This window comes from Nocardia coubleae NBRC 108252, from assembly GCF_001612805.1.
Classification (GTDB): domain Bacteria; phylum Actinomycetota; class Actinomycetes; order Mycobacteriales; family Mycobacteriaceae; genus Nocardia; species Nocardia coubleae.
On record NZ_BDBD01000023.1, the window covers coordinates 1 to 20,217 of the forward strand.

20 protein-coding genes and 1 tRNA gene are annotated in these 20,217 nt (G+C 67.8%); 8 read left to right on the top strand and 13 right to left on the bottom strand.

What is annotated here, in order from left to right; translation table 11 throughout:
* The 4 genes from NCO8_RS24395 to NCO8_RS24410 all read right to left on the bottom strand — a co-directional run.
* Positions 1 to 351: DUF5130 family protein (locus tag NCO8_RS24395; protein WP_067642471.1), on the bottom strand; the 351-nt coding region annotated here is incomplete at its 3' end.
* Positions 338 to 616 carry an aa3-type cytochrome oxidase subunit CtaJ gene (ctaJ, locus tag NCO8_RS24400; protein WP_067486150.1) on the bottom strand — a complete coding sequence of 93 codons (279 nt, stop codon included), beginning with the start codon at positions 614 to 616 and terminating at the stop codon, positions 338 to 340. The genes ctaJ and NCO8_RS24395, both read right to left, overlap by 14 nt.
* A 61-nt stretch (positions 617 to 677) precedes the next feature.
* Positions 678 to 2,279 (bottom strand): glycoside hydrolase family 13 protein, encoded by a 1,602-nt coding sequence (locus NCO8_RS24405; protein WP_245655479.1) that lies wholly within the window; start codon positions 2,277 to 2,279, stop codon positions 678 to 680.
* Between the two features lie 175 nt (positions 2,280 to 2,454).
* A complete protein-coding gene (locus tag NCO8_RS24410) occupies positions 2,455 to 2,868 on the bottom strand; it encodes a globin (RefSeq protein WP_067486149.1) in 414 nt (137 codons plus the stop codon).
* Positions 2,869 to 3,020: 152 nt separating this feature from the next.
* Between NCO8_RS24410 and NCO8_RS24415 the strand changes: the two genes are divergently transcribed.
* A complete protein-coding gene (locus NCO8_RS24415; protein ID WP_225280980.1) occupies positions 3,021 to 3,734 on the top strand; it encodes an HNH endonuclease in 714 nt (237 codons plus the stop codon).
* Here the strand turns inward: NCO8_RS24415 and NCO8_RS24420 are convergent, their stop codons facing one another.
* Entirely contained in the window at positions 3,735 to 4,304 is a 570-nt protein-coding gene (locus NCO8_RS24420) for a helix-turn-helix domain-containing protein (protein ID WP_067642477.1), read from the bottom strand.
* A gap of 64 nt (positions 4,305 to 4,368) precedes the next feature.
* Here NCO8_RS24420 and NCO8_RS24425 point away from each other — a divergent pair, with 64 nt between their 5' ends.
* Entirely contained in the window at positions 4,369 to 5,190 is an 822-nt protein-coding gene (locus tag NCO8_RS24425) for an AzlC family ABC transporter permease (protein ID WP_084457442.1), read from the top strand.
* Entirely contained in the window at positions 5,187 to 5,507 is a 321-nt protein-coding gene (locus NCO8_RS24430; protein ID WP_067486144.1) for an AzlD domain-containing protein, read from the top strand. Before NCO8_RS24425 ends, NCO8_RS24430 begins: the two co-directional genes overlap by 4 nt.
* Positions 5,508 to 5,588: 81 nt before the next feature.
* Here NCO8_RS24430 and NCO8_RS24435 read toward each other — a convergent pair whose 3' ends face one another.
* The 7 genes from NCO8_RS24435 to NCO8_RS24465 form a co-directional block, all read right to left on the bottom strand.
* Positions 5,589 to 6,260 (bottom strand): DUF8185 domain-containing protein, encoded by a 672-nt coding sequence (locus tag NCO8_RS24435; RefSeq protein ID WP_067642432.1) that lies wholly within the window; start codon positions 6,258 to 6,260, stop codon positions 5,589 to 5,591.
* Positions 6,261 to 6,264: 4 nt separating this feature from the next.
* Positions 6,265 to 6,690 carry a thioesterase family protein gene (locus NCO8_RS24440; protein ID WP_067486948.1) on the bottom strand — a complete coding sequence of 142 codons (426 nt, stop codon included), beginning with the start codon at positions 6,688 to 6,690 and terminating at the stop codon, positions 6,265 to 6,267.
* A gap of 41 nt (positions 6,691 to 6,731) precedes the next feature.
* A complete protein-coding gene (locus NCO8_RS24445; protein WP_067642433.1) occupies positions 6,732 to 11,618 on the bottom strand; it encodes an NAD-glutamate dehydrogenase in 4,887 nt (1,628 codons plus the stop codon).
* Positions 11,619 to 11,816: 198 nt separating this feature from the next.
* Entirely contained in the window at positions 11,817 to 13,493 is a 1,677-nt protein-coding gene (gene ettA, locus NCO8_RS24450) for an energy-dependent translational throttle protein EttA (protein ID WP_067486138.1), read from the bottom strand.
* Between the two features lie 70 nt (positions 13,494 to 13,563).
* Positions 13,564 to 14,133 (bottom strand): single-stranded DNA-binding protein, encoded by a 570-nt coding sequence (locus NCO8_RS30835; RefSeq protein WP_084457436.1) that lies wholly within the window; start codon positions 14,131 to 14,133, stop codon positions 13,564 to 13,566.
* A gap of 128 nt (positions 14,134 to 14,261) precedes the next feature.
* Positions 14,262 to 15,236: a serine/threonine dehydratase gene (locus NCO8_RS24460; protein ID WP_281201990.1), complete on the bottom strand. Its 975-nt coding sequence runs from the start codon at positions 15,234 to 15,236 to the stop codon at positions 14,262 to 14,264.
* Positions 15,233 to 17,314: a bifunctional copper resistance protein CopD/cytochrome c oxidase assembly protein gene (locus NCO8_RS24465; RefSeq protein WP_067642434.1), complete on the bottom strand. Its 2,082-nt coding sequence runs from the start codon at positions 17,312 to 17,314 to the stop codon at positions 15,233 to 15,235. The genes NCO8_RS24460 and NCO8_RS24465 overlap by 4 nt, the downstream gene beginning before the upstream one ends.
* Before the next feature lie 134 nt (positions 17,315 to 17,448).
* Here NCO8_RS24465 and NCO8_RS24470 point away from each other — a divergent pair.
* The 3 genes from NCO8_RS24470 to NCO8_RS24480 all read left to right on the top strand — a co-directional run bounded on the left by NCO8_RS24470 (position 17,449) and on the right by NCO8_RS24480 (position 18,617).
* Positions 17,449 to 17,522, top strand: a tRNA-Arg gene (locus NCO8_RS24470).
* 283 nt (positions 17,523 to 17,805) lie between these two features.
* Positions 17,806 to 18,141 carry an ArsR/SmtB family transcription factor gene (locus NCO8_RS24475; protein WP_067642435.1) on the top strand — a complete coding sequence of 112 codons (336 nt, stop codon included), beginning with the start codon at positions 17,806 to 17,808 and terminating at the stop codon, positions 18,139 to 18,141.
* Positions 18,138 to 18,617 carry an SRPBCC family protein gene (locus NCO8_RS24480; protein ID WP_067642436.1) on the top strand — a complete coding sequence of 160 codons (480 nt, stop codon included), beginning with the start codon at positions 18,138 to 18,140 and terminating at the stop codon, positions 18,615 to 18,617. The genes NCO8_RS24475 and NCO8_RS24480 overlap by 4 nt, the downstream gene beginning before the upstream one ends.
* 95 nt (positions 18,618 to 18,712) lie before the next feature.
* Here NCO8_RS24480 and NCO8_RS24485 read toward each other — a convergent pair whose 3' ends face one another.
* Entirely contained in the window at positions 18,713 to 19,264 is a 552-nt protein-coding gene (locus tag NCO8_RS24485; RefSeq protein WP_157105077.1) for a TetR/AcrR family transcriptional regulator, read from the bottom strand.
* Positions 19,265 to 19,374: 110 nt separating this feature from the next.
* Here NCO8_RS24485 and NCO8_RS24490 point away from each other — a divergent pair, with 110 nt between their 5' ends.
* Both NCO8_RS24490 and NCO8_RS31550 read left to right on the top strand, forming a co-directional pair.
* Entirely contained in the window at positions 19,375 to 19,929 is a 555-nt protein-coding gene (locus tag NCO8_RS24490; RefSeq protein WP_067642438.1) for a carboxymuconolactone decarboxylase family protein, read from the top strand.
* A 111-nt stretch (positions 19,930 to 20,040) separates the two neighbouring features.
* On the top strand, positions 20,041 to 20,211 hold the full coding sequence (locus tag NCO8_RS31550) for a hypothetical protein (RefSeq protein WP_157105078.1): 171 nt from the start codon (positions 20,041 to 20,043) through the stop codon (positions 20,209 to 20,211).
* Positions 20,212 to 20,217: the final 6 nt, after the last annotated feature.

Consider the following 20,217-nt stretch of genomic DNA (forward strand, 5'->3'; position numbering starts at 1 on the left):
GTTGGCGCGCTCGGCCACCGCGGCACCCGAGCGGACCTCGACGGCACCCTGGTTGGGCGAGACCGCGATGAGCACCGAGTCGGCGGACTCGGGGGTGTTCGGCAGCAGCGCGTCGGCACCGGCGGCCGGGTCGGCACCCAGGTCGCCGAGGTAGATGTTGAAGCGCACCTTCGTGGCGCGGGTGGCGTCGGTGAGCGCGTTGTCGAGGGCGACCCGCTCACGATCGGTGAACGGCACCTCGTCGAACACCGTGCCGGGCTCGTGCACACCGGAGACGCGGCCACTGCTGGTCAGCGCGTACCCGTGCGGCAGGTCGGCTTCGACAACCGCGGGCCAATTAGAACTTGCCACTTGCCCGGCCTCCGATCAGCTCCGCGTGCGCGGGTTCGAGAACCGCATGGCTGCCATGCGGTTCGGCGTGGTGGTGACCGGACGCAGCGGTCACCTCGTCGGTAGCGCTCCACAGCACCGGCGGGTGGGTCCACTTCTGCCCGAGCTCGAAGTGGGCCGGCTTCTCACCGGGCAGTGGCTTACCGAGATAGGACAAACCCGCGATCGCGAAGTAGATCGCGGCCGGGATGCCGACGAAGATCAGCACTGTCTCGAGAATGCTCACGAGTGAAACGTTAGACGATGCTCTGTAGTAGTTCATCCTCCGGCCGTCGGAATTGCGCGTGTCAGACCAACCAGGCCGCCGCGTTCGCGGGCAGGCGGTCGTCGGCGACCGGAGCGCTGGACAGCAGCAACTCCCCCGGCGGCAGCTGAATCGGCCCGTCGGAGGCGTTGAGCACACACACCAGCCCACCCGGCCGGCGGAACGCCAGACATCCGGCCGGACTGCCGTACCAGTCGATCCGGTCGCCCGCGAATTCCGAACGGGTACCGCGCAGATCGATCGCCAGGCGGTACAGCGACAACGTGGAGTGCAGGGTTTCCAGCTGGGCTTCGACGGTGCGGTCGGCCCACTCGGCGGGCATCGGCAGCCACGGCGTGCCCGTGGTGAAACCGAACGGCGGCGTACTGCCCTCCCACGGAATCGGCACCCGGCACCCGTCGCGACCACGCTCGGTGTGGCCGGAGCGTTCCCACACCGGATCCTGCAGCGCCTCCTCGGGCAGATCGTCGACATTGGGCAGCCCGAGTTCTGCGCCGTTGTAGACGAATACCGCACCCGGCAGCGCCAATTCGACCATCATCATCGCCCGCGCCCGCGCCACCCCGGTCTTGCCGCCGCCGTATCGGGTGACCTCGCGTTCGATGTCGTGGTTGGACAGGGTCCAGGTGGGTGGGGCGCCGACCGCGCTCACCGCCTCGACCGAATGGGTGATGGCGGTGCGCACGTCCTCGGCGGTGAAGGCCGCCTCGGCCAGCCGGAAGTTGAACGCCAGATGCAGTTCGTCGGGGCGCACGTACTCGCCGAAGCGCACGTTGTCGTCGACCCACACCTCACCGATGGACACCGCGTGTGGATAGTCGTCGAGCACGGTGCGGATGCGGCGATGGATGGCGTGCACACCGGGGTTGTTGAAGCGGGGATCGTCGTCGTCGTGCACCAGCATCTTGGTGTCGACGCGCGCCATGTCGGGCAGGCCCTCCGGTTTGGCCATGCCGTGGGCCACATCGAGACGGAAGCCGTCGACACCGCGGTCGAGCCAGAACCGCAGTGTCTTCTCGAAATCCGCGGCGACGTCGGGATTGTCCCAGTTCAGGTCGGGTTGTTCGCGGGCGAAGATGTGCAGGTACCACTGGCCCGGCGTGCCGTCGGGCTCGGTGATCCTGGTCCAGGCCGGGCCACCGAAGATGCTCGGCCAGTTGTTGGGCGGCTCGGCGCCGTCTTCGCCGCGACCGTCGCGGAAGATGTAGCGCGCCCGTTCGGGGCTGCCCGGTGCGGCTTCGAGTGCGGCCGCGAACCACGGATGCTCGGCGCTGGTGTGGTTGGGTACCAGGTCCATGGTGACCTTGATCTCACGATCGTGGGCCTCGGCGATGAGTTCGTCGAGGGCTTCCAAGCCTCCGAAGAGCGGGTCGATGTCGCGTGGGTCGGACACGTCGTAGCCGCCGTCGGCCTGCGGTGAGCGCATCACCGGACAGATCCACAGCGCGTCGACACCCAATAGCTCGAGGTAGCCCATCTTCTCGCGCACACCGCCGAGATCGCCGACTCCGTCACCATCGGAGTCGGCGAACGAACGCGGATAGACCTGATAGAACACGGCGGTTTTCCACCACGGAGCGGTGCTGTTGTCCCCCGGCACCGGCGAGGCAGGTGTCTGTGTCACAACCGCAATATTGCCAAAGAACGCCCACAATATTCATGCGGCGCGAGACTTTCTTCGAATCCGGCAAATCGCCAGCGTTCGCCACGCCGGACGGAAACATCGCGGTAAACCGGGGCGCAGGTCCGAAATCGGGTCGCTACCTGGACGTCATCAGCGAATCCCGGGCGTCCCGAGCTCAGTGCGGGGCGTTCTGCAACGAGGCCGCTGCCATCTGGAAATAGTCCAGCATCGCCTTGCGGTGTTCGGCGTCCAGGATCGACGGCTCGATCTCGTCGACGGCGATCCGCATGCAACGCAACCACGCGTCCCGCTCGAGCGCTCCGATGACGAACGGATGATGACGCATCCGCAGCCGGGGGTGGCCGCGCTCGTCGGAGTAGGTGCGTGGCCCACCCCAGTACTGTTCGAGGAACATCCGCAACCTGCGCTCGGCCGGCCCCAGATCCTCCTCGGGATACAGCGGGCGCAGGATCTCGTCGGCAGCGACCTCGCGATAGAAGACCGACACGATGCGGCGGAAGGTCTCCGCGCCACCCACCGCGTCGTAGAACGAGGTCGTTGTCTGCTCACCTGAAGTCACGCGCTCCATTGTGCCCCGAGCGCGCGCCGGGCCTTCAATCACAGTTCACCCGAAAGTTTGAAAAATAACCGTGCAATACGGGCTCAACCGTGGTCAACTGGGGGACAGTATCGACCCCAGATACCACATGATCCTGCCAATCATGAAATTGAGGTCACACAATGAAGCAGCGGCCAAGCGCCCGGTCACACGAGGCGCGCGCGCACCGACAACTCCAGCCCGCCGACGTCCACAATCGTGGCTCGGGGGCTATTCCGCTGCACATCTTGTCCGATCACCATCCGGGCGCACACGGTCTGCACGACCTGCCGCATCGCCCCGCGCCACTGCATCTCGCCGGCGATCACGACGCCGCCGCCTGGCGTAAACGCCGGGTGCTGCTTCTCAACGCCACCTACGAACCACTCACCGCACTGTCCGCTCGCCGCGCTGTCGTTCTGCTGATCTGCGCGAAGGCCGACGCGGTCCACGACGATCCCGCCGCCCCGGTCCTGCATTCGGCGGGCGCGACGGTTGCCATTCCCTCCGTTATCCGGCTGCGCACCTATGTGCGGGTTCCCTACCGCGCCCGGGTGCCGATGACCCGGGCGGCACTCATGCACCGCGACCGCTACCGCTGCGGGTACTGCGGCGGCAAAGCCGAAACCATCGACCACGTCATCCCGCGCAGTCGCGGCGGGGAGCACTCGTGGGAGAACTGCGTGGCCAGCTGCGCGCCGTGCAACCACCGCAAAGCCGACAAGATGCTGACCGAACTGGGCTGGACGCTGCGTCATCCGCTGGTCTCGCCCAAGGGCCCGCACTGGCGGCTGCTGTCGACCACCGCCGACCTCGACCCGCTCTGGTTGCAGTACCTGGGCGAAGGGGCCGCCTGATCAGGCGCTCTCGATGACCATCGTGGCCCACGTGCCCGGTTCGAGAGCCTCGAAGACGTGCGGGAGATCACCCAGGTAGCGGATGTAGTCGCCTGGGCGCATCTCCACGGGCTCGTCGGCGGGACCGACGATGGCATGACCGGCCGCGAGGACCACGTGCTCGACCACACCGGGCGTGTGCGGTTCCGAGCGACGGATCTGACCGGGTTCGGCCGCGATCCGGTACACATCGCAGCGCGCGTGCGATTGGCCTGCCGCGAGCAGGGTGACGCGATAATCCGCGTCGGCCGAGGGCACCTGCGAACCCTCGTCGGCGCGGATCACCTGCACGTTCGGGCGCGGCGGATCGAGCAGTCGCGAGAACGGCATCTCCAGGGCGACGCACAGCGCCCACAGGGTTTCCAGGCTGGGATTACCGGTGCCCGATTCCAATTGCGACAGTGTGGACTTCGCCACACCCGCGCGGCTGGCGACCTCGGTGAGCGACAGGCCGGCGCGCGCACGTTCTCGTCGTAGGGCCGCCGCGATCACCGCTTGGGGTGGTCCGGTGACCGGGTCCTGCCGGTCCATCAACGCCTCCTGGGAGCTGTTTCCGCGTTGACTTTACCGACCCGCGGCGTTCACTATGAAAAACATGCGTTCGATATGGCGAACACTCGATCGGCGGACCGCCGCCGCCGTGGCCGCGGCCTGCCTGGCCGTCGGCCTCTTCGGCGTCTCCTACGGCGCCTCGACCATCGCTGCCGGATTCCCGGTGTGGATGCCGATCGTCGCCGCGGTGACGGTGCTGGCCGGCGGCTCGGAACTGCTGTTCTTCGGGATCGTCGCGGCCGGTGGGAGCCCGCTCGCCGCCGTGGTCGCCGGGTTGCTGCTCAACGCGCGGCACCTGCCGTACGGGCTGGCCGCCCCCGATGTGTTCGGGCACGGCTGGCGTCGGCTGTTCGGGATCCACGTCCTCAACGACGAGTCGGTGGCCTTCGCGACCGCGCCCGGTGCTCGGGAACGCAAGCGTGCGGCGTATTGGGCCTGCGGAATCGGAGTCGCCCTGTGCTGGCCGCTCGGTGCGACCCTCGGCGCCGCCCTCGGTTCCCTCGTCCCCGACACCTCCGCACTCGGCCTGGACGCGGTGTTCCCGGTCATCCTGCTGACGCTGCTGCTACCCGCACTGCGTGATCGCGCGACGCTGCGCCCGGTACTGGCCGGGGCCGGGCTGGCAGTCGCGATCGCGCCATTCGTGCCTGCCGGGTTGCCGGTGTTGATCGCGCTGATCGGGTTGGTGCTGGCGTCCCGGCCTGCGAAGCCAACGGATTCCGCAGCGGCACAGCCGGAGAGTGTCGGCGGAGTCGGCCACGCGGAAGTCGACGCGGCGGGTGCCGGCGTGCGGCCGGGCGGGTGGGTCGCCGCCGACTCGGATTGCTGCCCAGCTGCGGCATCCTCGCGCGGGGGTGCGTCGTGAACGCGCCCTACCTGGTGCCCGCGATGATGGCGCTGGCGGTCGGCACCTATGCGTTGCGGTGGGCGGGGCCGGCGTTGCGGGATCGAATCCGGTTGTCGGCGCGCACTATTGCGCTGCTCGACACCGGGGCGTTGATCCTGCTGGCCGCGCTGGTGGCGACGGCGACGTTGCCGACGGGCACCGGGGAACTCGGGGTCGCCTTGCCCGCCGGGGTGGCGGTCGGCGGTGTGCTCGCCTGGCGACGGGCACCCTTGCTCGTCACGGTGATCGCCGCCGCCGCCACGACCGCACTGCTTCGACTCGTCGGCGTGCACTGACCCCGCTTGTCGCGCTCGGCAGGTCGGTATAGCGCCGCCGGTGGCATACGACCAGTCGGCAGGAAGCCCCCTGCCGTGAGTTCAACTGGGCGACAGCGGGATTCCACCACCCAATCGGCGGGCAACGGAACCGTAGCGGGCGTCGAGGCGAAGCCAGGTGCGGGTGGTGCGGACGCGAACCAGTTCGGTCGGCTGGATGCGCCGGGATTCGGCCTTCTCCCCCGCGTGCGGGATGAAGTCCATGGCGGTGAGGGCAAAGACGACGCGCATCGGGACCTCGACCGCGAGATCACCCGCGCCGGTCACCGTGAGCACCGACTGGTCGAGCAGGGACGCGGGCGGCCCGTGGGCGCCACCGTGCTCACGCGCCAGATCCGCTCCGCGCTCAGCCAATTCGACGAGCGCGCGGGCAGGCACATCGTCGACGTGGGCGAAGCCGTCGGTCGGCGGGAGCGCACCGCGCCAAGCCGAGTCCATCGAATAGCCGAGGTCGATCGGATGCCCGGTGCCGAGCCCGGCCAGCACCATGTCGGCGCCGACGGTGACATCGTCGACACCGAGTTCGGCCGTGATCGTGCGCACCGCCAGCGTCTCGAAACCCGTTGCCACCCAGGCGGAGACGAGACTGGAGCCGCGGCGGCGCAACCGCACCACCGCCGCCTGGTCCAAGCGCAATGCCCGCGACAGGAAGGTGGCCAGATTCTCGCGTTCGGCCGGGTCGGGCGTATGCAGCACGCGCTGTTCGGAACTCACGAAATCAGGCCCGCCACAACGCCAGGTAGTCGCGTTCGGTGTCGGTGAGCCTGCGCAACCGTTGGGTGTCGATGTCGAATGCCGCGAGCTGGGTGGTCGCGGTGACCGCGGGCGGCGAATCCGGTGCGGCCCCACTGGCCCGCACCTCGTAGCCGACGGTGAAGTCGACGGCGCGCAACTGCTTGATCCACATGGCGATGTCGAGCGGGGTGTCCTCGTGGCGCAGTTGTCCCCGGTACTTCACGTGCAGATCGACGAGCACACAACCCTGCCTGCCCATCGACGCGGTCGGCTTGTCGTCGTCGAACAGCCACGGAATCCTGGCCTCCTCCAGCAACGTCACCATGCGGGCATGGTTGACGTGCTGGAACACGTCCATATCCGACCAGCGGATCTCGACCTTCGCGTGGAAACGCTGCGGCAGAACCAGCTGCGCTTCGGGCGCGGCGGTGCTGCCGTTCGGCGAACTCGTCACCGTGGTACCTCCGATTGGGCGCCCACCCCGCTCACCATGCTCCGCACCTGTCGCGCGGCGACCGACAGTGTGGCGAGGTCGTGGGTCCCGGACTCGAACAGTTCCGACAGGGCAGCGCGCGCACGACCCAGCCGGGACTGGTTCTTCGACTCCCAGTATGCAATTTTCTCGTCGGGCGTCTCCTCCGGGTCGCCCGCCGACAGCACATCGAGGGTCAGCGACCGCAGCGAACCGTACATGTCGTCGCGCAGCGCGAGCCTGGCCAGCGCGTGCCAGCGGTCGCCGCGTTCGAGGTGGCTCACCGCCTCGAGCAGCCAATCGATCTTGAGGTGCTCGTTGAGCGCGTAGTACAGCGCACCCACCTCGGCGCCGTCGCGGTCGGTGATGTCGGCGATGTCGACCACATCGAGCAGCGGGAAGAGACCGAGCAGTCCGAATACTTCGGTGGCCAGTTCGGTCGGTGCGCCACGGGCGATGAGTTCGGCCGCGCCCTGGGTGAGCGAGGTGACGTGGTGACCGCGCAACCAGCCGGGCACCTGCGGCGCCAGCTCCTGCACCCGCCGGTGGTAGCGGTTGATCTCCGCGCCGACGGCGACGGGCTGCGGGCGGTTGCTCAGCAGCCAGCGCGAAGCCCGGTCCAAGGTGCGCTTGGATTCCAGTTCGAGCAGGTCGCAGACCGAGGCCGGGGCGTCGGCGCTGCGGATGCGCGACCACACATCGTGCAGCTGGAAGATCGCGGTGGCCGCGGCGAACGCGCGAACCGTGTCCGAGGTGGTCGCGCCGACCTCTTCGTTGAGCCGGTGGGCGTAGGTGATGCCGCCGTAGTCGACCACCTCGTTGACGAGCATCGTGGTGACGATCTCGCGGCGCAGCCGGTGCTTCTTGATCTCGGCACCGAACCGTTCGCGCAGTGGGGTGGGGAAATACAGCGGCAGTCTGCCCGCGAACGCGGCGCTGTCGGGCAGGTCCGTGTCGAGCAGGTCGGCCTTGAGGCCGAGCTTCACGTGGGCGAGCAGGTTCGCCAGCTCCGGTGAGGTGAGACCGACGCCCTCCGCCTCCCGCTGTTGCAACTCGGTTTCCGACGGCAGCGCCTCGAGCTCACGATCCAGACCACGCCGCTGTTCGAGATCGGAGATCACCCGCGCGTGCACGCTGGCCATCTGCGGCGCGTCGGTGCGGGCGATACCGATCAGGAAGTTCTGATCCACGTTGTCCTGCAACACCATTCGCGCGACCTCGTCGGTCATCGAGGCGAGCAGTGGGTTGCGGTCCTGCGGTGCGAGCGCGCCCGCGCTCACCACACCGTCGAGCAGCACCTTGATATTGACCTCGTGGTCGGAGCAGTCGACGCCCGCCGAGTTGTCCAGGGCATCGGTGTTCATCTTGCCGCCCGCGCGGCAGAATTCGATGCGCCCGAGCGCGGTGGCACCGAGGTTGCCACCCTCGCCGATCACCTTGACGCGCAACTGATCTCCGTTCACCCGGACCGCGTCGTTGGACTTGTCGCCCACCTCGGCATTGGTCTCGGTACTCGCCTTCACATACGTGCCGATACCGCCGTTCCACAGCAACTGCACGGGCGCGAGCAGGATGGCGCGCACCAGTTCCGGCGGCGACAGCGCCTGCACCGCGTCGGGCAGGCCGAGCGCCGCCCTGGCCTGCGGTGAGATCGGCACCGACTTCACGGTCCGTTCGAACACGCCGCCACCCGCGCTGATGAGGCTGCGGTCGTAGTCGGCCCACGACGAACGCGGCAGCGCGAACAGCCGCTCCCGTTCGGCGTAGGACGTGGCCGCGTCGGGGTTCGGGTCGAGGAAGATATGGCGGTGGTCGAAGGCCGCGACCAGCCGGATGTGCCGCGAGAGCAGCATGCCGTTGCCGAACACGTCGCCGCTCATGTCGCCGACACCGACCACGGTGAAGTCCTGGCTCTGGGTATCGATGCCCATCTCCCGGAAGTGACGTTTCACCGACTCCCACGCGCCCTTGGCGGTGATGCCCATGGCCTTGTGGTCGTAGCCTGCCGACCCGCCGGAGGCGAAGGCGTCGCCGAGCCAGAAGCCGTAGCGCTTGGCGACATCGTTGGCGATGTCGGAGAAGCTCGCCGTGCCCTTGTCGGCGGCCACCACGAGGTAGGTGTCGTCGCCGTCGCGACGGACCACCCGTGCGGGCGGCAGCACCGCACCCGTGGCCAGGTCGACATTGTCGGTGACGTCGAGCAGGCCGGAGATGAAGGTGCGGTAGCAGTCGATGCCCTCGGCGACACTCGCCTGACGGTCGGCGGCCGGGTCGCCGGTGGCGGCGGGCGGCCGCTTCACCACGAACCCGCCCTTGGCACCGACCGGCACGATCACCGCGTTCTTGACCGCCTGGGCCTTCACCAGACCCAGGATCTCGGTACGGAAGTCCTCGAGGCGGTCCGACCAGCGCAGACCGCCACGCGCCACCGAACCGAAGCGCAGGTGCACACCCTCGACCCGGGGCGAGTACACGAAGATCTCGAACTGCGGTCGTGGCTTGGGCAGTTCGGCGATTTCTCGCGGCTCCACCTTCAGCGACAGGTAGCCGCGCGGTGCGCCGTCGGCATCGACGACGTAGTTGTTGGTGCGCAAGGTCGCCTTGATGAGACCGAGGATGGCGCGCAGGATGCGGTCGGCATCCATGCTGACCACCTCGTCGATGCCTGCGCGCACGCGCGTTTCCAGTTCGGCGGCGTGCTCGGCCGAGACGGTGTCGGGATCGAAGCGCGCGGCGAACAGGGCGACGAAGTCGCGCGCCACCTCCGGATGCGCGAGCAGGACGCGGGCGATATTGACCTGGCTGTAGGGAAAACCCGCCTGCTGCAGGTACTTCGCGTAGGCGCGCAGGATGGCGACCGAGCGCCAGGGCAGGCCTGCCCGCAACACGAGTTCGTTGAGACCGTCGGCTTCGGCACGGTCGTACCAGACCGCCTCGAATGCCTCGGTGAAGCGGGCGCGCAGACCGTCGGCCTGGCCGGGGTGTTCGAGCAGCTCCGCGTCGAGATCACCGTCGAGGGCGTTGCGCAACAGCTCGGGACGGGCCTGCAAGCCGAAATCGTAGATCCAGCGCTCGGTTCCGCCGTCGAGTTCGAGCTGGTAGGGCCGTTCGTCGACGACCTCCACGCCGAGACTCTGCAGCACCGGGAGCACCTGGCTCAACGACACACCACGCCCGGCGATGTAGAGACTGAACCGCCACGAACCGGGCGCGGCCTCGGACCGGCGGTACAGGTGCTGGTCGATGCCACCTTCGGACAGCTGCTCGAGACGCGCGATGTCGTCCAGCGCGCGGGCGGGTGCGAAGTCTTCCTTGTAGCTCTCCGGCAGCGCCTTCGAATAGCGCGAGACCACGGCGGGGTCGAGCACGGTCGACGACGCGACCTCGTCACCGATCCGGTCGTCCCAGGAGTGGCTGGCCGCGTTCAGCAGCGACTGGAGGCGGCGCCGGTTCTCCTCGGAGGTGTCGGGGCCGTCCTGACCGGCGGCCTCGGGCGGCAGCATCACCGTGAAATACACACTGGCGAGCTCGCTTTCGCTCACCCGGGCCGAGTAGTCGATGTCTACGCCGCCGAGTTCGCGCACCAGGATGGACTGCATTTCCAGCCGCACCGCGGTGGTGTAGCGGTCGCGCGGCAGGTACACCATGCAGGCCACGAACCGCCCGTAGGTGTCGCAGCGCAGGAACAGCCGCACCTGCCTGCGCAAACCGACGCCGAGGACCGCGACAGCGGTACGGCGCATGGTGGCGGTGTCGGCGGAGAACAGCTCGGTGCGCGGGAACGACTCGATCACCTCGAGCATCGCTTGCCCGGAGAACGAGTCCTTGTCGAAGCCCGCGTCCTCGATGGCCGTGCGCACTCGACGATTGATGACGGGAATGTCGAGGACGTTCTCGTGCACGGCGCTCACGGTGAACACACCGATGAACAGGTGCACACCGACCACCGCACCCGCGTCGTCGACATCGGCGACCCCGATGAAGTACGGGTACACCGAGCGGTGCACCGTCGCGCGGACCAAGCCCTGCGTGAGCATCAGCAGCGGGCGGTCACCACCATTGATCGGCACCTGGAAGTCGGTACCGATATCGGGGCGGAGCACACCGAGGCTGGTGCCCGGAACCCGCGTGGAGACGGTGTGGCCGTTCTCGGTGGCGCGCTGGTAGCGCGTGTAGCCGAGCAGGGTGAAGTTGCCGGCCGCCAGCCAGCGCAGCAGCTGGGCGCAGTCGGCGAGATCGACCGACGGGAAGGGCGCGGTGCCCGCCGCGGCGGTCCGGTCGAGATGATCGGCGAGCGAACTCTGCGCCGCGACCATCGCCTCGGTGTCGTCGATCACCTGACGCACGTCGGCGAGCACCTCGGGCAGGGTGCGTTCGATCTCGTCGAGCTGGGCCTGCTCGGTCGACGGGTGCAACTGCAGATGCATCCACGACTCGGCCAGCCCCTCGGCGCCGTTGCCGTCCACCTCGTGCGGTGCCGCGCCGACGAGTGTGCCGTCGGCGTCGCGAGTGACCTCGAAGATCGGGTGGATCAGTTCGCTCACGCTCACCTGCATGCGGCCCAGCGCCGCCGTGATCGACTCGACCAGCAGCGGCATATCGTCGGTCACCACCTGCACGGCGGCTCCCATGCCCGACCCGTCGTCGGGATGGTGCACCTCGACCAGGGCTTTACCCGGTTGACGGCGGGCGGCGAGTTCCATGTGGTGGCGGAAGATCTGGGTGATCCCGGTGATCGGAAAATCCACGTCCCCCGCGTCGACGTGTCGGAAATACGCCTCCTCGAGTGTCGCGAGATCGTCGCGCAAACTCTGTGGCATTCCCGCCGCCCAGCCCGCACTCGACATTTCCGACGAGACCGTCATCTTTCGCCTGCTCCCATGTTTCGGTTGGCTTCGATTCCGTAAAGTCCGGTGACGCGATTCCGAGACTAACGCCGCCGCGCGAGCCGTGCCGTCGGAAATCCGGCTTCCCCGCCGGTAACTTGTGAAACGCCGACGGCCCGGCCGTTCGATCGACAAGTCGATCGTCAGGCCGGGCCGTCGATGCGGTCCGCGCGGATATCAGTCGCGAGTGAGCTTGCGGTGCGTAACCCGGTGCGGGCGAGCGGCTTCCGCCCCCATACGTTCCACCTTGTTCGCCTCGTAGGCCTCGAAGTTGCCCTCGAACCAGAACCACTTGGCTTCGTTGTCGTTGTCGCCTTCCCACGCCAGGATGTGGGTGCAGGTGCGGTCGAGGAACCACCGGTCGTGGGAGATCACGACGGCGCAGCCCGGGAACTGCTCGAGCGCGTTCTCGAGCGAGCTCAGGGTCTCGACGTCGAGGTCGTTGGTCGGCTCGTCGAGCAGGATCAGGTTGCCACCCTGCTTGAGGGTGAGCGCCAGGTTCAGGCGGTTGCGCTCACCACCGGAGAGCACCCCGGCCGGCTTCTGCTGGTCCGGGCCCTTGAAACCGAACGCGCTGACGTAGGCACGCGAGGGCATCTCCTGGTTACCGACCTCGATGAAGTCGAGCCCGTCGGAGACGACCTGCCAGACGTTCTTGTTGGGGTCGATGCCCGCACGGTTCTGGTCGACGTAGCTGAGCTTGACCGTCTCGCCGACCTTCACCTCGCCGCTGTCGGGCTCCTCGAGGCCGACGATGGTCTTGAACAGCGTGGTCTTACCGACACCGTTGGGGCCGATCACACCGACGATGCCGTTGCGCGGCAACGTGAACGACAGATCCTTGATCAGCTGACGATCGCCGAAGCCCTTGTCCAGGTGCGACACGTTGACCACGATGTCGCCGAGGCGCGGACCCGCGGGGATCTGGATCTCCTCGAAGTCCAACTTGCGGTGCCGCTCGGCCTCGGCCGCCATCTCTTCGTAGCGACCGAGACGGGCCTTGTTCTTGGCCTGACGGGCCTTGGCGCCGGAACGAACCCAGGCCAGCTCCTCCTTGAGGCGCTTCTGCAGCTTCTGGTCCTTCTTGCCCTGCACCTCGAGACGCTGGGCCTTCTTCTCCAGGTAGGTGGAGTAATTGCCCTCGTAACCGATGGCCCGACCACGGTCGAGCTCGAGGATCCACTGCGCGACGTTGTCGAGGAAGTACCGGTCGTGGGTGACGGCGAGCACGGCGCCCGGGTAGGAGGCCAGGTGCTGTTCGAGCCACAGCACGCTCTCGGCGTCCAGGTGGTTGGTCGGTTCGTCGAGCAGCAGCAGGTCGGGCTTGCTCAGCAGCAGCTTGCACAGCGCGACGCGGCGACGCTCACCACCGGAGAGGTTGGTGACCGGCTCGTCCGGCGGCGGGCAGCGCAGCGCGTCCATGGCCTGCTCGAGCTGGGAGTCGACATCCCACGCGTCGGCGTGGTCGAGGAACTCCTGCAGCTTGCCCATCTCGTCCATGAGCTCGTCGGAGTACTCGGTGGCCATGAGCTCGGCGATCTCGTTGAAGCGATCCAGCTTCACCTTGACCTCGCCGAGGCCCTCCTCCACGTTGCCGCGGACGGTCTTCTCCTCGTTCAGGTCGGGTTCCTGCATGAGGATGCCGACCGAAGCGCCGGGCGCGAGGAACGCTTCACCGTTGTTCGGCCGGTCCACCCCCGCCATGATCTTCAGCACGCTGGACTTACCCGCGCCGTTCGGGCCGACCACGCCGATCTTGGCGCCGGGCAGGAAGTTCAACGAAACGTCGTCGAGAATGACCTTGTCGCCGTGCGCCTTGCGAACTTTGATCATCGAATAAATGAACTCAGCCATATATGGAAGCCTATCGGTGCGGGTAACGGTGGTGCGATCCGGAGCGGGGGCCGGTGCCGCGGACCTGCCCTCAGGCGTCGACCTGCGCGGGAATGCCTTCGATCGGCATCTCGTCCGGCGATCGCGCCGGGAGGGAATCCGCCGCGGACGTAGAGGCTACGGCAGAACGGTCGTCGGGCGCATACTCGCCCTCCGCCCCCGGCGATGCGGCAGCCGACACTACAGCGCCCTGATCGCCCGGAATATTCCGTACCACGTGCGGGGTGAACCGCGCCGCCTCCGATCGTCGCTGGATCGTGGCGCTGCACCGGCCGAGGTCGGGTCCCACCGCGACGGCGCGCATCTCCAGATCACGACGTTCGACGCCGTCCTTGCCCCGGTATTCGTGCGAGCGCAGCTGACCGTAGGCGATCACCGGGTCGCCCCGGCGCAGTGATCGATCCACTCCGGCCACCAATCGGCGCCAGCAGCTGACGGTGAGATAGAGCGTGCCCGCATCCACCCATTCACCCGCGCTCGGATCGAACCGGCGTGCCGTGCTCGCCATCCGGAACGACACCACCTGCTCCCCGTTGGCCAGATCCCGCCGCACGGGATGGTTGACCACCGTGCCGATCACCGTCGCATTCGCCTCGTACATCGAAACCGCCCCCGCTCAGACATTCGGTGTTGTTGCTCTGACCATCCAAGAATGGCGCAGGCGAGCACCGCCGAGCAGGCACCGCAGACATCTGGGGACAACTTCTCGAGTTGTGGATATCCGCCGTGTCAGAGCATGGGCAGTTCGGTGTTCGCCCCGCACAGCACCACGATCGGCCGCACGCCCGGCTCCGGTTTGTAGGCCCCGCTCTGCACCGCAGCCAGCGCGGACGCGCCCTCGAGCTCGACGACCACCCGAAATTCGCGCCACAGGTATTCGCGCGCACGGGTCACCGCGTCGTCGGCCACGCCGAGCGCTCGCATCTGCTGTCTGCTGGCGATGTCATAGGCGATATCGCCGACCCGGGTCGCGCACATCGGTTCGTCGCCCGGGGACGGCGCGGCGACGTCGACCGGCCTGCCCGCCGCGAGCGCGGCCGACAGCGCGGGCGTGTGCTCGGATTCCACCCCGACGATCTGACGTCGCCTTCCGAGTGCGGCCCCGAGCCCGGCGATGAGGCCACCGCATCCCACGGCCGCCAGCACCGGCGGCCGCCCACGCACCTGTTCCTCCAGCTCCAGACCGATGATGCCTGCACCCGCCACCACCGCGGGGATGTCGTCGGCGCGCAGGTGTCCGGCGCCGCGTTCGGCCGCCAGGGTCACCGCGTGGCGCTCGGCCTCGGCGAAGGTCGCACCGTGCCAGAGCACCTCGGCACCGTGCGCCCACATGGCCGCGACCTTCGTGTGCGGTGCGGATTCGGGGACGACGACCGTGCATTCCTTACCGAGCTGCGCCGCTGCCAGCGCGAACGCGATCCCGGCGTTGCCACCCGAGGCGACGACAACATGCCCGGCCGACTCCTCGGCCAGCAGCGCGTTGAACGCGCCGCGCACCTTGAAGGTGCCGCCGTGCTGCAGGAACTCCATCTTCAACGACACCGGAACCGGTCCGTCGGGCCCGTCGACGCTGGTGTGGAACACCGGTGTCTTACGCACCCGCCCCGATAATCGGCGCCGAGCCGTCCGCACATCGGTCCGCAGCACACGCGGGGTCCCGACCGGTCGGCTCGTCTGGCTCGCCGGTATACCGCATTCGGTCACGGACGCACCTCGCGGTCGCGACGCGCGAGTTCGGCGTACATCGCGTTGTAGGCGTTGAGTTCGGCGTCGTTGTCGCGGTCGGCCACGCGGTCGGTGCGCTTGGCGAGCCGCTGATCGCTGCGTGACCACTGGATCAGCAGCGCAAGCATCACCACGACCAGCGGCACCTCGCCGCTTGCCCAGGCGAAGCTGCCACCGTTGCGCTGATCGGCGAGCAGGTCGATATTCCAGCCCAGGTCGAGGGTGCGGTAGAACCAGCCACCGAGGACGGTCGTCATGCTCATCAGAGCGATACCGAAGAAGGCGTGGAACGGCAGGGTGCCGAACACCATGGCCAGCTTGGTCAACGGCGCCACCTCACGCGGTTTGGGATCGATGCCGATCACCACCCAGTAGAACAGATAACCGCTGATGAGGAAGTGCGCGTTCATCATCAGATGCGCCGCGTGCGAATCGACGGTGGCGTCGAAGATCCCACCGAGGTAGAGCGCGTAGAACCCGGCCACGAAGATCACCGAAGCGACCACCGGCTGGGTGAGGAACCGCGAAACCGGGTTGTGCACGGCCGCGAGGATCCATTCGCGCGGACCGGGAATCCCGCCGCGACCGGCGGGTGTGAGCGCGCGCAGGGCGAGAGTCACCGCACCGCCGAGGGCGAGCAGGATCGGCGCGAGCATCGACAACGCCATGTGCGCGCCCATGTGCACGCTGAACATGGCAGGCGCGTACCGGCCGACGCCCGAGGAGGTGGCGAGCAGCAGCACGAGGCAACCGCTGACCCAGGCGATGGTCCGGCCGAGCGGCCAGGCGTCGCCGCGGGCGCGCAGCCGGTACACGCCGAGCAGATACAGGGCGGCGAGCACGATGGCGAGGGTGCCGAAGATCAGGTCGAACCGCCAGTCGAACAGCAGCCTGCCGACGGTCGGCGGGCCGTCGACGGTGTAGCCCAATTCCACTTCCGTCGGTGTGGGGATGGCCGTCGGTGGCGGAGGTGGGGTGCGCCCGAGTCCGACGGCGAGGCCGATCGTGGCGGCGAAGATCAGCATCTCCACGCCGGCGAACCGGATCAGCGCCGCGCGGTCGCGCGCGTCGGCCGCCAACGCGGGCAGTGCGGCCCGACGCTGCAGGAAGCCGATGCCCGCGAGCAGCACGAGTGCCGCCGTTTTGGCGAGCACGAGCCTGCCGTACGTGGTGGTGAACAGCTCGGCGGCAGGCACCCGGACCCAGGCGTTGATCACACCACTGAGCGCGATGACGACGATCGCGACGGTCGCGGCCAGCGAGAAACGCCGGGCGGCGACATCGGTATCGGCGCCGCCGCGCATCGCGTGGGCGAGCACGGCGACCAGCCCACCGACCCACACCGCGGCCGAGATCATGTGCAGGATGAGCGAGTTGGTCGCCACGTCGTGCGAACCGCCTGAGGACGAGTGCCCGGTCAAAGCCAACGGCATCATGGTGCCGATCGCGAGCGCGAGCAGGATCGGCGTCCAACTCCAGCGCAAGGCCAACCGGCACCCGATCGCGAGGACGAGGGCGAGCACGGTGGTCGTTCGCCACGCACCCGCCACCTCGACCTGGGCGATCACCGGCCACAGCACCTCGGGCCGCCAGATCGAACCCACCGGCTGACCCGTCGTATCCGACACCGTCAGCGGCACGAGCAACGCCGCGCACACCGCCCAGACGATCGCCGCGTCCGAGGCCCGTCGCACCGCCCGGTAACCGCCCGCCTCGAGCAACCCGCTGTCTTTCGGCGGCAGCAGGAACGCCGCGAACAGCAGGGAGCCGACCGTCACGGCGGCGGACAGGTCGGCGAGGGCCCGCAACGCGGGCAACCCGTACGTGGTGAGCGCGCCGGGATCGGGGATCCCCAGCAGACTCAGCGCCTGCGCCGCCGACAACGCGACGACGATCGCCGCGACCGCCGCGGCCATCGCCCCGGCAATCGCACCGAGCGCGCCGAACGCCCGCCCACCCGCCGAGGAACTGCTGCCCGTCGCGGCCGCCCGATCCGTCTCCGCCGGTCCAGCGCCGTCGCCGACGGTTCCTGCGGAGCGGTCTTGCGATAACGACATGTCAACGAGGGTAGTTCGACCTGCTCCCCCACGCGCCCATGGGGCGTCGCTCCCGACCCCGCCCACCACCCGGTCGGTCGCTATACTTTTCGCGCTGGACACCGACGCCGACATCGACAAAGGTGAACGCGTCTGCCTCCGTAGCTCAGTTGGATAGAGCAAGGGCCTTCTAATCCCTAGGTCGCAGGTTCGATTCCTGCCGGGGGCGCATCATTTGCGCAGTTCAGGGGCGTTTTTGGGGAGTCTGTTCTCCAGAACGTTCCCTGAACCGCCTGCGATGACCGGCGCCGTGAGTTGCGCCACGAACGGCGAACTCCCCGGTACCCGCAGCCCGGGTCGTGACGAACCGGCCTGCTCGAGACGCTCACCGCGGACGACGGATGCCTCGTACCTAGCCTGCCTTCGCAGCGCGTTCACCACTCACAAATCCGCCGACCATTTACGGCACCCAGGTCTTGCGTACCGTTATTTGAAAGCGCACACTTACGCAAGTGGAGGCTTTCAAAGATGTGGATCCGGGGATCCTGGGCGATCCGACTCGCAAAGCGATCTTCGAGCGTCTCGCCCGGCGGCCGTCGTCGGTGGGCGAGCTCGCCGAATCGCTGCCGGTCACGCGTCAAGCGGTGTCGCAGCACCTGCGTGTCCTGAAGGAGGGCGGTCTGGTCGTGGCGACCCCTGACGGCACCAAACGCATATACCGCATCAATCCCGACGGCCTCGCGGCGATCCAGGCCTACTTCCAGAACATCTGGGACCAGGCTTTGACCGCTTTTCAGAAGGCCGCCGACGCGGCCGCCACCGATTTCGAACAGGAGAATCGACCATGACCACTGGACAACTGCCCGTTCTGGAAGGCAAAGCCACCGTCGCGATGAGCCCGGAGCGGGCGTTCGCGTTCTTCACCGAATCATTCGGCAGCTGGTGGCCCGCGGCCTACCACATCGGCAAAACCGAGCTGGCCGATGCGATCCTGGAGCCCGGCGAGGGCGGACGCTGGTACGAACGCGGCGTCGACGACACCGAATGCGACTGGGGCCGAGTACTGGTCTGGGAACCACCGCACCGGCTCGTGGTGACCTGGCAGATCAACGGCCACTGGGAATTCGACCCCGACCCGTCCCACGCCAGCGAGATCGAAGTCCGCTTCACCGCCGAAGGACCCGAGCAAACCGCTGTCACCCTCGAACACCGCCACCTCGACCGCCTCGTCGACGGCAAAGCCATCCAGGACACGATCGTCGAACGCGGCGGCGGATGGAGCACCCTACTGGAACTGTTCGCCCAGACCGCGCAATCCTCCTGACACGGAACCCCTGACACGGTCAGCGGCGGAAGTTTCCGGCGCCGATCAGGGAAGATTCTGCGATCCGCCACCCTGGCGCATAACCGATCCTGTCGTCAGAGGATCCGCTCAGCGGTGCGTCGTGCGCGCTGGGCGGAGTCGAGGTCTCCGTCGAGATGGGCGGCGGCGATCGCACCGTCGAGCAGCTGGACGAGGCTGGCGGACAACTCTGAATCGCAGCGGTCACCGAGGATCTTCGGGAACAGGCCGTTGATCCAGGCGCGGTGATAGGCGACGGTCTCGCGAATTCCGTCGTGAAGGGGGTATTCCGCGGCAGCGTTGACGAAAGGGCAGCCGCGGTAACCCGGGGCGTGGAACATCTCGTCGAACAGATCGAACACGGTCAACGCCTGCTCGACGGCGTCGGCGGCACGGCGGGCGACTTCGGATTCGACACGAGCGCGCCAATTGTCGGTTCGGCGGCGCAGATACGCCTGCACCAGGTCTTCCTTCGTTCGGAAGTGCACGTACATGGTCGATTTCGAGACCCCGCTCTCGGCGATGACCCGGTCGATGGCGACAGCGCGGATCCCCTCGGCATAGAACATCGCGTCGGCGGTATCCAGGAGTCGCTGTTGCACGGACGGGGGGCGGGTCGACGTCGTCACCACACGATCATATCGAACGAACTAGTTCGTTTGACAGCGGTGTCGGTGGGGCTTATGTTTCCTTCGATCGAACCGAACAGTTCGGTTCGATTCTGGAGGATGAGGACGTCATGTCTCGTGTGAATCTGATCGATCCCGCTAACGCGACCGGCGCTGCCGCCGAGCAGTTGGCAGCCACCCGCACCACCATGGGCGTGGTGCCGAACATGGCGAAGGCGCTCGCGAACAGCCCGGCAGCACTGCGCGGGTTCCTCGGCATATTCGGCGCGCTGAAGGCGGGGGTGCTGAGTGCGCCCGATCAGGAACGGATCGCCCTGGCCGTCGCCGAGGCCAACGGTTGCACCTACTGCCTGTCGGCACACAGCGCGGTCTCGCGCAATGTCGTCAAGCTCGACGAGGCCGAGATCCAGGCCGCACGTCGCGGCGAGAGCGCGGATGCGCGTAGCGCGGCGATCTTGCAACTGACGCTGGCAGTGGTGCGGCGTCGAGGCCACATCGGCGACGACGAATTCGAGGCTGCACGCTCGGCGGGACTGTCGGATGAGGAGATCGTGGAGGTGGTCGCGAATGTCGCTCGCAACATCTTCACGAACTATGTCAACGAAGCTCTCGGCGTCGACGTCGAGTGGCCGCTGGTCACACCGTTGCCGACAGTGACCGCCTGACACCGACATCAGGGCATCGAAGACCCCAGGTGTGCCACCTTGGCCTCGGAACGGTGTTGCCACGAGGTGGGCTTCACCTGGGGTCACATCGCACGGTCATCACCAGCCTCGATGTACCGGTGGGCGCCGGCACAACGAGTGGCGCTGATCCTGCCCGCCGCGCTCGATATCGGCGCGATCCTGGTACCGGTGGCGGCGACCGGAACGCGGCAGTGGGAGTTCCGGGCCGGAATCCTTCACCGGCCGAAGTCATCACGCGCGGGCCGAGCCGACGTCGCCTGAGCGATC

Bases quoted from the DNA above. Each gene is read 5' to 3' on its own strand.
- NCO8_RS24410 (WP_067486149.1), bottom strand. From the start codon at position 2,868: ATGGAGCGCGTGACTTCAGGTGAGCAGACAACGACCTCGTTCTACGAC.
- NCO8_RS24415 (WP_225280980.1), top strand. From the start codon at position 3,021: ATGAAGCAGCGGCCAAGCGCCCGGTCACACGAGGCGCGCGCGCACCGA.
- NCO8_RS24420 (WP_067642477.1), bottom strand. From the start codon at position 4,304: ATGGACCGGCAGGACCCGGTCACCGGACCACCCCAAGCGGTGATCGCG.
- NCO8_RS24425 (WP_084457442.1), top strand. From the start codon at position 4,369: ATGCGTTCGATATGGCGAACACTCGATCGGCGGACCGCCGCCGCCGTG.
- NCO8_RS24445 (WP_067642433.1), bottom strand. From the start codon at position 11,618: ATGACGGTCTCGTCGGAAATGTCGAGTGCGGGCTGGGCGGCGGGAATG.
- ettA (WP_067486138.1), bottom strand. From the start codon at position 13,493: ATGGCTGAGTTCATTTATTCGATGATCAAAGTTCGCAAGGCGCACGGC.
- NCO8_RS30835 (WP_084457436.1), bottom strand. From the start codon at position 14,133: ATGTACGAGGCGAATGCGACGGTGATCGGCACGGTGGTCAACCATCCC.
- NCO8_RS24465 (WP_067642434.1), bottom strand. From the start codon at position 17,314: ATGTCGTTATCGCAAGACCGCTCCGCAGGAACCGTCGGCGACGGCGCT.
- NCO8_RS24480 (WP_067642436.1), top strand. From the start codon at position 18,138: ATGACCACTGGACAACTGCCCGTTCTGGAAGGCAAAGCCACCGTCGCG.
- NCO8_RS24490 (WP_067642438.1), top strand. From the start codon at position 19,375: ATGTCTCGTGTGAATCTGATCGATCCCGCTAACGCGACCGGCGCTGCC.
- NCO8_RS31550 (WP_157105078.1), top strand. From the start codon at position 20,041: ATGTACCGGTGGGCGCCGGCACAACGAGTGGCGCTGATCCTGCCCGCC.